The organism is Rhodococcus rhodochrous, assembly GCF_014854695.1.
GTDB lineage: Bacteria > Actinomycetota > Actinomycetes > Mycobacteriales > Mycobacteriaceae > Rhodococcus.
On the sequence record NZ_CP027557.1, the window covers coordinates 1,779,059 to 1,791,136 of the forward strand.

Genomic DNA, 12,078 nt, shown 5'->3' on the forward strand with positions numbered 1-12,078 from the left:
CGTGCTCACGCCTATAGGTGTTACCGACACGTAGGGAAAAATTCTCGCGAGACTCTCCCATGCGCGTCCTGTCCCTTCAGAAACGGCCGTGACCTGGTTCAACACTCTGATGACCGAGGGGTATGTTAATTGTCACACCGACCGGTGCCAACTCGTGTGCCCGTCGGTGACATCGCGCCCGAAGGGTCCGCATCGGGTCCGCCGCTCGAGGTAGCGTTCCGGCCGACCGGCAGGGCCGAGGACGTCGGGGCTCCTCGGTACACCGGGAGGGGAGACCGATGCGACGACCTGTTGTCCCGTGGGGTGGGCGCGGCACGGAGGCTGCGACTTCCGACACCGAACCGACGTCCGATACCGAACCGCCGAGCGAATGGCAGCACGGCACGCGCAATCTGCACGTGTACGCAGCGGCCGGCGCGGCGGTGCTCGTGGCGGTCTTCGCAGCGGCCCGCGGAGCGGGGGCGTGGAGCACCGATTCGGTGGGTGCCGACCGCTTCTATTCGATCCTGGCGCTGCTGATGCTGCTGACGGCGGCCTTCGGAGCCACCTTCTGGTGGCCTACCGGATCCGGGGGTCGGCGACCGCCGTCGTCACCACCGAGCCGCACACCGCGGGTCCGGTACGTCGAGACGGCCGGTCGCGGCGGTACCGAGATCGGGGGCCGCCGTCCCGTCTTCGGTCTGCTGCTCGCGATGGTGCTGTGCGGGACGTTCCTCTCGCTCGGCGCCGCCGTGGAAATCGTGGTCGGGAACGAGGGGCTACCCCTCGTGGCGCTGGTGCTGGCGTTCGTCGCCGGGGTGTGCCTGGCCTTCCTCGTGGAGGTGGCACTCGGGCGCATCCGGGCCGGTTCGCTCGTTCTCGGACCGGACGGGATCAGGTTGCGCGGCTGGTTCGTGGAGTCCTACCTGCCGTGGGTCTCGGTGCGGGGTCTCCGTGCGATCGACCGGGGGTTCCCGGAGATCTGGATCGAGGGGCACGGGTCGGCGGCGTGGGCGCGTCGACGCACGAGTCGGGTGTTCCTCTTCGAGCGCCTGCCGCCCGAACCCCGGATCGAGGTGGACTCACGGCATCTGGCCGTCGATCCCGTGCAGTTGTACCTCTTCCTCGAGTTCTATGTGGAGCATCCTCGCCACCGCCGTGAACTGGGCACACCGGCGGCTGCGGAACGTCTCGTGGAGGGTCCTCCGTTCACCCTCGACGACGAGTGAAAATGGCGTAGTCAGTATTGTAGAATGGCGTTTCCGTCCCCGTTCCTGCAACGTGTGTTCGGGCCATCGCGATCGCGGCACTCGGTGCCGTAGCATCGAGTCAGACGCTTCGGGAGGACGCCTTCCCGAAGATCCGTGCGCTCGGCGGTGCCGGCGCGTGGACCCCAGGTGTTCGACCAGATTGGACGAGAAATGACCGCTCCGGAACGCATCGTCATCGTCGACGGCGCACGCACCCCCGTCGGCAGCTTCGGCGGCGCACTCAAGGACGTACCCGCGCACGAACTCGGCGCCACCGCCGTACGCGAGGCGCTGCAGCGCTCGGGTGTCGCAGGTGAGGACATCGACGAGGTCGTCATGGGCTGCATCGGTCAGGTCGGTGCCGACGCCTACAACGCCCGTCGTGTCACCCTCGCCGCCGGACTTCCCGTCTCCACCCCGGCCCTGACCGTCAACCGCCTGTGCGGCTCGGGTCTGCAGGCCGTGTGGTCCGCGGCCCAGGAGATCCGGTGGGGTGCCGCGGAGATCACCGTCGCAGGTGGCGACGAGAGCATGTCGCGCATGCCGTTCTACGACTTCGGTGCCCGCAACGGCTACAAGCTCGGCAACCGCGAGCTCGTCGACGGCACCGTCGGCATGCTCACCGACCCGTTCAGCGGACAGCACATGGGTGTCACGGCCGAGAACGTCGCCCGCGAGTACGGCGTCAGCCGCGAGCAGCAGGACGAGTTCGCCCTCGAATCGCAGCGCCGCGCCGCCACCGACGCCGCGAAGGCCGCCTTCGCCGAGGAGATCACCCCGGTCGAGATCGGTGGCCGCAAGCCTGTCACCGTCACCGAGGACGAGCACCCCAAGCCCGACACCACCCTCGAGGTGCTCGGCAAGCTGCGTTCGGCGTTCATCAAGGACGGCACCGTCACCGCCGGTAACGCCTCCGGCATCAACGACGGCGCTGCTGCGCTCGTCCTGGCCCGCGAGTCGGTCGCCCGCGAACGCGGCCTCGGTGCCTCCGTCGTACTCGAGTCGGTGGTCACCGCGGCGATGGAGCCCGAGCTGATGGGCTACGCCCCGACCCTCGCGCTGGTGAAGCTGTTCGAGCAGAACGGCCTGACGCCGGCCGACATCGACACCGTCGAGCTCAACGAGGCATTCGCCTCGCAGGCCCTCGCGGTGGCGCGCGACGCCAAGCTCGACCCGGAGAAGACCAACCCCTACGGCGGTGCGATCGCCCTGGGCCACCCGGTCGGCGCGACCGGCGCGATCCTGACGCTGCGCGTCGCCAAGGACCTGATCCGCCGCGATCTCGAACTCGGTGTCGTCACCATGTGCATCGGTGGCGGACAGGCACTCGCCGCGCTGCTGCGCCGCGTGTCCTGATCCGGGCACTCCCTGAAGGACCCGACTGTGGCGGGCGCGATCCCTATCGCGTCCGCCGCAGTCGTCTCCGAAGCCCGGTCATGTCTCCGGCTCGGTCACGTCGACAGCTCGGTGAGTGGTCGGAGTCGCCGCACGCGGCCGTCCCAGTGCACGCGGGTCGTCACGGCCGCACCGTCGGCGAGTCGCCGGACCTCGTAGACGTCGAGTTCGGGCACCTCGGGCACACAACCCCACAGTGCGTGCCCGGTCATGACGAAGTCGATGTCCTGCCGCACGAGCAGGCCCATGAGTTCACCGATCGTCGGGTCGTCGATCTTGGCGAATGCGTCGTCGAGCAGTACGAGCCGCAGTGCGGTGCCGGTGTCGGGCAGGCCGGAGAGATAACCGTCCGCCGCCGCGAACAGTGCCACGTACGACACGAACCGGGTCTCACCCTGGGATATCTTGGCGCGCGCGGAGATCCGCCTCTCCCGGTCCGGTTCGGGGCCGAGGATGGTCACCTCGACCTCGTGCCAGCGCCGGTAGTCCAGTGCCTGCGACAGGTGCTGCGCGTAGCCGGCGGACGGATCGGCGGCGTGAGCGGATTCCACCCGGCGCCGCAGCATCCCGACCAGGTCGGACGCATCCTCGGGTGACCGTTCGGTGGCGGTGAGCAGCTGCGTCATCCGCGCCGCGTCGGTGTCCTCGCCACCGGGGCGCCACTCGATCCTCACGCCGATCCCGTGCGTCGTGCGGCTGTCGGCGAGACTGTCGTTCATCGCGGCGATCACCTGTCGTGCCCGCTCGATCCGCCGGCGCAGTTCGTCGGCCACACCGCCGAGCACGAATCCCGTGAATACGTCGTGCTCGCGTTGCGACAGTGCCCGCCGACCGTCCTCGACCTGCCGGGTCAGGGTGGCCGAGACGCCCGTGGGCGTGGTGTCGTCGCCCGCCCCGGCGATCCGGACGCGATGAGCGCCGTGCGTCACCGTGTGCTCGATGTCGAACTGGGCCGTGAGGTCGCGGTCGAACTGTTGCAGCGCGACGAGCATCGCGTTGTCGTCGACTCCCGTGCGCGGCGGCAACGCGGCAAGCAGGGTGCGGGCCACCGAGAGCACGTGATCCGGATCCTCGAGGTGAACGGGAGGCAGAACCGTCCGGGCAGAGGCGGAGTCCGACTCCGGATCCTCCTCGAGTGCGGCGCGCAGTTCGGGCAGCTGCAGGTGAGCGGCGAGCAGTTCGGCGGCCGCGGCGAGTTCGCGACGGTCGCGGTCGAGCCGTTCGCGTGCGGCAGCACATCGCTGCAGCACCTCGGCGACGGCACGGCCCAGGTGGTCGCGATGGGCGACCGTGCGCCGGAACTGTTCGTCGGCGCGTGCCCGTTCGGTCTCCGAATCGCGCAGTTCCTGCGCCAGGTCGGCGGAGTCGACGTCGACGGCCGCCGTTTGCGCCGCGACCACGGCGGCCTTCGCGTGCCATTCGTAGCGGCACGATTCGGCGATCTCCTCCGCGTCGACCCGTTCGACAGTGGCCTGCGCACACCGCTCGGTGGCATCCGTGAACCTGGTGTGGGCGGCCAGGACGTCACCGAGATCGCGTGCCAGCTCGGTGCACAGCGTGTCGGCAGACGCACATCCGGCGACCAGCGCCTCCAGTTCTGGAACGTCGCAGGGCACGCCGAAGTGCTCGCACGCCGTGCGGTGGGCGTCGAGCTCGGCGGTCCAGCGAGCACGCAGCGTCGTCGCCCGCTCGCGCAGTTCCACCGCGGTGTTCGCCGCGGACCGCACATGCGCGTACGCGTGCTGACGTCGTTCGAGCGCGGCGCGCAGGGCGTGCGAGGTCGGCGCGGTCGACAGGTGCGCGTCGATCTCCGCCCGCCGGTGCGCCGCGTCGGGATAGTCGACGCGCAGCTGTTCCACCGCCAGGTCGATCCGGGTGAGTTCGGCGCGGATCTCGTCGAGACGCACCCGCCGTGCCGCGGTCGCGGCCTCCCGGGCAGGCCTGCCGATGCAGTGCGGGGTCTCGGCGGTGTGGCGCCCACGCAGAACGCCGTTGTGCCAGCGGCCGTCCCGCGAGACCGAAGCCACGGCGGTGGCGTCCTCGAATCCGATCGTGTTGAGGACCGCCTCGATCGCCGGGCGCGGCACGTCGGCCTCGGGGTCCGGGCGCAGGACGGTCGACAGGGACTGCGCCGGTGGTTCGCCGCGCGGCGAGACGAGGACCTGGCCGCCCAGCGCACGCAAGCGACCCTCGCCGTCGACCGTGGCGGTGAGGAAACCCGCGGAGAGCAACGCAGCCTCGATCCCGGCACGGTCGTCGTCCCCGAGCGTGTCGACGAACTCGACCGCCCGCCACAGGGGGACACCGTCGGTGCGCACGTGCCAGGGTGCCTGTTCGGGTCCCTCGCCGATCGCGTCGAGTGCCGCCTGTTCCCGGACGAGATCCTCGCGCGTGGTCTGCGCCTCACGTTCCCGGCGCTCGCGCTCGGCCGGCGCGCCGGCGAGGTCGCTCAGAGCGGACCGAGCGGCAGCGGCGGGCAGCGAATCAAGCTCGGCGAGCGTCGAATCGAGGTCGACGCCCTCGGAGTCCGTCTCGGTGGGGCCGACGGGGGAGGAGTCGATCAGTGCGTCGAGTCGCGTGGACAATCCGCGCATCAGGACGACCCGATCCCGCTCGAGTTCCGGCAGCAGAGCCGTCGTGCGGTCGGCGGTGATCCACTCGCGCCATCGGTGCTGCAGACCCGCGGCGGCCGCACCGACACCGGCATCCGTCTCGGCGGCATCGACGGCACGCTGCTCGGCATCGCGGGCCGCGCGGTCGGCCGCCGCCTCGGCTTCCCGGACCGCGTGCGCGGCAGCGTCGAGACGACGCGCCTCGAGCAGTCTCCGGCCCGCCTGATCTCGACGGCGACGGATCGCCTCGACGGCACGCAGGACCGCATCACGGACCTCGTCGACGTGTCCGGCGTCGAGGAGGACCGTCGCGACGACCGGCCGCACCACCTGCTCGGTGGTGTCGTCGATGCCGGTGCGCACGGATTCGAGCACAGCGGGTGGACGGTCGACGGAGAAGTGCAGCGTGGTCGGCACGGTGTCGTGCGGAAGACCCACCGACAGCAGGTCGCGGCCTGCCGTCGCAAGCCGTCGCGCGGCATGCGTGACCGAACAGGACAGTTCGTCGAGGGCGCGGGCCGCATGGTTGGCGTCGCGCCGTTCGTGCAGGCGGCTGCGATCGGCGGCAGCGGCCGCGTGCTCGGCGGCGCGGCGGAGCGCATCGACGGAGAGCCGGCGCTGCGCGAGATCGTCCGCGGACCGGAACATCTGGTGGGTCTCGAGTCCGCGGATCGCGCGGTCGAGTTCGGCGACCTGGTCGCGGCGCTCCTTCAGGCGGGTGTCCGCCGCGGCGGCCTGCGTGTCGAGGTCGGCCGCCTCGGCTTCCGCGGAGGTGAGTGCGCGTCGCGTCTCGATGACCCGCTGCGCGAGGTCGCGGGCGGTCTCGGCGTCGGCGCGCAGCAGATCCGCCGCGTATTTCCGGTACACCTCATGGAAACGCAGAACATGTGCGTGCGCCGCTTCGAGACGGACCTGCTCCTGGCGGGTGTCACCGAGCAGGTCGAGACGGCCTCCCGCTTCGGCGAGCATGTTCTCGGTCAGCGGTGGAAGCGCGTCCGACAGGATCTGTGGGAGGCGGCCCTCGTCGATGCGGTGGCCGACATCGGGTGAGCGCAGGGTGTGCAGCAGTTGCAGCAGGCCGTCGTAGCGTTCGCGTCCGGTCTCCCCGTGCAGCCCGAACACCAGCCTCCGCACGGCCTCGCGATGCCGCTCCGGATCACGGGTGAGATTGTCGGTACCGACGAGCTCGGCGAGTCGCTCCCGCGAGAGCGGGATACGGGCGTCGTCGACGAGGTGCAGGTCGGTGCCGACACGGAGGGGTGTCGTGAAGAAGTGCACGTCGCTGCGACGGGCGTCGGCGCGGTGCCGGATCTGTGCTCCGACGGTGAGATGTCCGCTGGGGCGCGCCAGTTCGAGCCACAGATATCCGACACGGTCGGTGGTGTCCGACGCCCCGGTGCGCATGAGTTCGTCCAGATCGACCTTCGCGGCGCCCGTCGCGTCCATGCGCCTGCGGTCGGCGTCGAGCAGGAAGGGCAGCAACATCTCGAGGGCGCGGGACTTCCCCGATCCGTTGGTGCCGCGCAGGATCATCCGCCCACCGGACAGGACGAACTCGACGTCCAGGTAGTGCCAGACGTTCACGATGCCGGCGCGGTGGAGACGCCAGCGATCCGGGAAACGGGGTGGAGGAATCTCGTCGAGGGCGGAGGGATCGGACGAGTGGGTCATCGACACTTGCTTTCGGCGGGGACGGGGCGGTAGCGGGCGGCGGGTGCGGTCAGTTCGAGTCCGTTCTCGTGCGGGCGCGCCAGCCCGAGCCGGACGAGCAGTGCGACCACGTCCCGGCGCAGGAGTGCGAGGTCGCGGACGTAGATGCTCTTCCAGGTGCGGGAACGTGCGGCGGCGAGGTCGGCGAGAACCGAGTCGAGCGTGTGGACGTCGACGTGCAGCGTGGTCGCCGCCGAGGCACCGAACCGCTCGGTGAGTTCGGTCAGGAGCAGCAGGCAGGCGTGTTTCAGGGTGCCGGACCCCGGGAACGCCTCGTCGGTGAGCATGCCGGCCGGGTCGTACGCGAGCGCACCCTCGGCACGCACCTCGAGTACGAGACCGAAGTCGTCCTCCAGCATCCGGGTGAGCTCGTGCCGGTCGCGGGCGAGGATTGCCGCCGCCTCGTCGTCCAGTTCGTCACGCGCGACGAACGGATCCTCGACGAGCCTGCGGTACAGGCGGCGGGCGGCGGGTTCGTGCTCGTGACGTGCGAGTGCCGCTGCGGGACCGGGCATCCCGTGCAGGGGAGTGTCGAGCAGATGGGGGAGCAGGTCGCGGTGGACGTCGAGATGCGGCCCGTCGCCGGTCGCCTCGTCCCCGCGAGCGGACTCGGTGATCACGCCCCATTCCTCGAGGACGCGCAGGGCCGCGGCGAAGTTCCGCTCCTCGGACACCGGGTCGCCGAACACGATCCCGTTCTCGCGCGCGTCGGCGCGTACCTGCTCGAGCAGGTCGTCGACGGACACCCTCTCGCCGGTCCCGGGTTCGATCAGTGCCGCGCACACCAGCGCGAGACACGCATAGGTGATCGCGCCGAACTCGGAACCGTCGGCGTGGCGGAGAGCGCGGTGCGGTGACGTGGGACCGAGCGGTGCCTTGATCAGGCGGGCGAAGGTCGGTTCGACGACGAGCCGGTATCCGAGGCGGTCGGCGAACATCGACTTCAGGGCCGGGGCGTGACGCCGAACGAGGCCGAAGGCCTCCCGATCGGTCGCGGCGGTGACGATCGGCTGTTGCAGCAGCGCCCGTGCGGCGTCCCGCCGACCGGAGACGTCCCCGGACACCGCGCTCGCGTACGAGGTGCTCACGGCGCCACCGCACTGTGGTCGAGCGATGTCGTGACCGACATGCGCAGCGAGAAGCCGTGCACGGTGAGATCGCCGTCGGGGGAGCGCACCACGGTGTCGGCGCCGGGCTCCGCCGTCAGCGACAACCCGAGATCGGGATCGTCCACATGCATCGGACCGTCGGTGGTGCGGTGGCCCGCGAGCGCAGCGGCGAGGACGTCGAGCAGGATGTCGCGCGCCTCCGTCGACAGGTCCGCTCCGTGCAGGTCGCCCGCCGCACCCAGTTCGGCGACGGCGTCGGAGCGGCGGCGCGACTCGCGCCGGGCGAGTTCGTCGGCCCGGACCCGGCCGGGCAGCGAATCGGGGAGTCGGCCGACGGCCCCGCGAGACGTGTGGTCGCCGCGTTCGCGCAACGACACGGGCACGACGACGGGATCGGCCCGCCACCACGACGTGCCCGCACCCACTCGCGGGTCGGTATCGTCGGGGCCGAGCAGCAGGTGCCGGCTCGGGAAGGCACCGAAGGTCGCGGCGAACAACCGGTGGGCCTGTTCGTCGGACGATTCGGTGAACCACCGGGCCAGGCGCAGGAGATCTGCGCGGTGCGAGAAGCCCGACGTGCTCGTGGTGATCCGCCGAGTGCGCACGAGCAGCCGGTTCAGCGCCGCCGCCGCTGCCTCGCGCATGCGGCGCGGGCCGGCGTCCTCGGCGTACCACTGCGCCAGTTCGTTCCAGTCGGTGCGACTGCGACCGGGCGACCGGCCGGGCACTGTGTTGGTAGGCACTGTGTTGGTAGGCACTGTGTTGGTAGGCACGGTGTTCGGCAGGCCGGACTCGCGCAACGCGGCGATCAGGGAGTCCAGACGCGGCCTGATCCGGTCGAGCCTGCCGGCGACGAGAGGGGCGAGACGCTCGACGTCCGAACCGATGACGTCGACGTAGTCGAGGAGCAGGTTCTTGGTCTCGGCGTAGTCGTCGACCACCCCGGCGCGTTCGTGCTCGGAGGAGTGTCCGAGACGGCCGGAGTGCTCGAGACGCCTCAGGATCTCGGCGAGGTGCGCATAGAAGTCGGCGACGCTGTCGGTGAACGACCGGTGGTGCGAGAACAGGGCGGTGACGTGGGCGGCCAGTTCGTCCCGGTCGAGCACGCTCCCGTCGTCCACCAGCAGCTCCTCGATTCGGGCGAGTCCGTCCGCGACACACCGGAGCGACTCGCGTGCCACGCCGCGCACGTCGTCGGAGGTGGAGAGGAGCCTGCCGGTCTCGCGGTGCACCCGCAGCCCGGCGGGTGTCGGCCGGTACCGGGCGAGGCTCTCGGTCGAGGCGGTCTCGGGGGCGCTCCGCCGGTGGGAACCGCCGCCGGTGCCACCGCCGCCGGTTCCGCCGCTCGTGAGCGCGAGATTGCCCCACCGGACCAGGCTGCGGCACCGGGCGGCGACGACCGTGATGTCGAGCGCCACGCCGCGCCGCGCACACGAGACCGCGATATCGTCGGTGGACAGATCGGCGAGCAGGAGGTCGGTGAAGCAGTCCATCACCGCGAGGTACTCGTCCGCTTCGTCGGCGACGAGATGACGGAACAGGTCGCGACCGATGTGTTCGCCCATCCGACCTCTTCTCCCGAGTGCTGACGCCGTACGGACAGACAGGCTAGCCCGGTGAACGCCGAGCGGGGTGGGCGAGTTCACCGGGTGCGCGCACGGGCTGTGAAGAGACAGACCGGGAATCGGCAGGACACCGCGCGGATTCGTGCCGTGCCTCACTCGCGTTTATAGTTGCCCTGTGCAACACAATCGGCAGGCCCGGCGGCCGTCCGCGGACGGCGTTGCCCGCGTATACGAGGAGTTCGTGCTTCTCGTGCGCTTCCTGACGTCCGGAGCACGAGCGCAGGACAACGGACTCTCGCTGGTCCAGCATTCGCTTCTCGGCTTCATCTCCCGAAATCCGGGCTGCCGCGCCACCGACATATCCGAGGTCTTCGGTGTCCACCGCTCGACCGTGTCGCGCCAACTGCGTCACGCCGTCGATGCGGGCTGGGTCGAGGCGGGGACCGGTCCGGCACGTGCCGGACATCCTCTCCGGCTCACCGACCACGGAGCGACAGTTCTCGAAGGTGCGGTCGTGCGTCGTCTCGATGACGTCCGCGCCGGCCTCGAGGGCTGGGACGAGGACGAACTCGAACGCTTCGTGGATCTCCTGCGTCGCTTCCGTGCAGGAATCGATTCCGACGACCGGACTCCCGACCAGAACGATGGAGATTGCAGTGCGTGAGTACTCGACCCCGGCCCCGTTCACCATCGGTGACGACGAATCGGTCGTCCACACGGTGTTCACCCATGCGGAGAAGACTCCGCACCGCGTGATGTACTCCCGGCCGCAGGGTGACGACTGGGTCGCGGTCACCGCGCAGCAGTTCGCCGACCAGGTGAAGGCCGTCGCCAAGGGCCTGATCGCCAACGGTGTGCAGCCCGGTGATCGTGTCGCGCTGCTCTCGGCCACCCGCTACGAGTGGTCGCTGTTCGACTACGCGATCTGGACGGCCGGCGCGGTGTCGGTACCGATCTACGACTCCTCGTCCACCGAGCAGATCCGCTGGATCCTCCAGGACTCCGAGGCCGTCCTCGCCGTCGTCGAGACCGCGCGGCACGAGAAGCTCTTCGTCGACATGCCCGACACCCTCCGTCGCATCCTGCAGATCGAGGACGGCGCGGTGAACACGCTCGCGGCCGACGGCGCCGACGTCGACGACGCCGAGATCACCACGCGCCTGGCCGGAATCCGTTCCAGCGGCCTGGCCTCCCTCGTCTACACCTCGGGAACCACCGGGCGGCCCAAGGGCTGCATGCTCACCCACCGCAACTTCCTCGCCGAGGTCCGGTCGATCCTCACCTCGGACGTCGGTATCGTCGCCAAGCCCGGCAACCGCGGCCTGACCTTCCTGCCCCTCGCGCACGTGCTGGCGCGCGCGGTGTCGCTCGCGCTCTTCGAATCCGGCACGGCGCAGGCCCACTGGGCGGACTTCTCGACCGTCTCCGCGCAGTTCGCCCGGTACTCGCCGAACATCATCCTCGGTGTGCCGCGCGTCTTCGAGAAGGTGCGCGACGCGGCAGCGGGCAAGGCGGCGGCCGGTGGACCGGTCAAGGCGGCGATCTTCGATTTCGCGGAGCGCACCGCCATCGCCTACAGCGAGTCGCTCGACCAGGGCGGCCCCACCCTGACGCTGAAGGCCAAGCGCGCCGTCGCCGACAAGCTGGTCTACTCCAAGCTGCGCGAGGCCATGGGCAACGAGTGCTGGTACGCGATCTCCGGCGGCGGTGCCCTGAGCCCCCGCCTCGGTCACTTCTTCCGCGGCGTCGGCGTGCCGATCTACGAGGGCTACGGCCTCACCGAGACCACGGCCGCACACAGCGTGAACACGCCCGGCGCGCAGAAGATCGGCACCGTCGGACGTCCCATGGGCGGGAACTCGGCGCGCATCGCGGACGACGGCGAGATCGAGCTGCGCGGCATGGTCGTCTTCGACGGCTACTGGCGCAACGACGAGGCCACCGAGGGAGCGTTCCACGACGGCTGGTTCCGCACCGGCGACCTCGGCTCGCTCGACGAGGACGGCTACCTGTCCATCACCGGGCGCAAGAAGGACCTCATCATCACCGCCGGCGGCAAGAACGTCTCGCCCGGGCCGATCGAGGACCGCATGCGGTCGCACACCCTCGTCTCCCAGGCCGTCGTCGTCGGCGACGGACGCAGCTTCGTCACAGCCCTGGTGACCGTCGATTCGGACGTCTTCGAGAACTGGAAGACCGAGAACGGAAAGCCGACCGGTGCGACGATCGCGGACCTGCGCCACGATCCCGCGCTACGCGACGCGGTGCAGACCATCGTCGACGACGCCAACACCCTCGTCTCGCACACCGAGGCGATCAAGAAGTTCGTCATCCTCGACCGCGATCTCACCGAGGAGTCCGGTGAGCTCACCCCGACGCTGAAGATCAAGCGCAACGTCGTCACCGAGCGTTTCGCCCACGAGATCGACGCCCTGTACGCGAAGTGATGCCCTAGGGG

7 protein-coding genes are annotated in these 12,078 nt (G+C 70.2%); 4 read left to right on the forward strand and 3 right to left on the reverse strand.

Going from position 1 to position 12,078, the window contains the following annotated elements:
• The first annotated feature begins 278 nt into the window (after positions 1 to 278).
• Together C6Y44_RS08255 and C6Y44_RS08260 are read left to right on the forward strand one after the other, a co-directional pair.
• Positions 279 to 1,208: a hypothetical protein gene (locus tag C6Y44_RS08255; RefSeq protein WP_159418736.1), complete on the forward strand. Its 930-nt coding sequence runs from the start codon at positions 279 to 281 to the stop codon at positions 1,206 to 1,208.
• Between the two features lie 192 nt (positions 1,209 to 1,400).
• Positions 1,401 to 2,585, forward strand: a complete 1,185-nt coding sequence (locus C6Y44_RS08260) for a thiolase family protein (protein WP_120282060.1) — start codon at positions 1,401 to 1,403, stop codon at positions 2,583 to 2,585.
• 95 nt (positions 2,586 to 2,680) lie between these two features.
• Here C6Y44_RS08260 and C6Y44_RS08265 read toward each other — a convergent pair whose 3' ends face one another.
• The 3 genes from C6Y44_RS08265 to C6Y44_RS08275 are packed head-to-tail and all read right to left on the reverse strand — an operon-like array spanning position 2,681 to position 9,620.
• Positions 2,681 to 6,907, reverse strand: coding sequence for a TIGR02680 family protein (locus C6Y44_RS08265; protein WP_192378740.1), 4,227 nt, complete (start codon positions 6,905 to 6,907; stop codon positions 2,681 to 2,683).
• Positions 6,904 to 8,034: a TIGR02678 family protein gene (locus tag C6Y44_RS08270; RefSeq protein ID WP_159418734.1), complete on the reverse strand. Its 1,131-nt coding sequence runs from the start codon at positions 8,032 to 8,034 to the stop codon at positions 6,904 to 6,906. Before C6Y44_RS08270 ends, C6Y44_RS08265 begins: the two co-directional genes overlap by 4 nt.
• Complete coding sequence (locus C6Y44_RS08275; protein WP_159418733.1) at positions 8,031 to 9,620, reverse strand: DUF2397 domain-containing protein; 1,590 nt, start codon at positions 9,618 to 9,620, stop codon at positions 8,031 to 8,033. Before C6Y44_RS08275 ends, C6Y44_RS08270 begins: the two co-directional genes overlap by 4 nt.
• A 175-nt stretch (positions 9,621 to 9,795) precedes the next feature.
• Here C6Y44_RS08275 and C6Y44_RS08280 point away from each other — a divergent pair, with 175 nt between their 5' ends.
• Complete coding sequence (locus C6Y44_RS08280; protein WP_120282064.1) at positions 9,796 to 10,284, forward strand: MarR family winged helix-turn-helix transcriptional regulator; 489 nt, start codon at positions 9,796 to 9,798, stop codon at positions 10,282 to 10,284.
• Positions 10,277 to 12,067 carry an AMP-dependent synthetase/ligase gene (locus C6Y44_RS08285; protein WP_159418732.1) on the forward strand — a complete coding sequence of 597 codons (1,791 nt, stop codon included), beginning with the start codon at positions 10,277 to 10,279 and terminating at the stop codon, positions 12,065 to 12,067. Before C6Y44_RS08280 ends, C6Y44_RS08285 begins: the two co-directional genes overlap by 8 nt.
• Positions 12,068 to 12,078 lie beyond the last annotated feature (11 nt).

Coding starts and splice junctions, on each gene's coding strand:
- C6Y44_RS08265 (WP_192378740.1), bottom strand. CDS start 6,907: ATGACCCACTCGTCCGATCCCTCCGCCCTCGACGAGATTCCTCCACCC.
- C6Y44_RS08275 (WP_159418733.1), bottom strand. CDS start 9,620: ATGGGCGAACACATCGGTCGCGACCTGTTCCGTCATCTCGTCGCCGAC.
- C6Y44_RS08260 (WP_120282060.1), top strand. CDS start 1,401: ATGACCGCTCCGGAACGCATCGTCATCGTCGACGGCGCACGCACCCCC.
- C6Y44_RS08255 (WP_159418736.1), top strand. CDS start 279: ATGCGACGACCTGTTGTCCCGTGGGGTGGGCGCGGCACGGAGGCTGCG.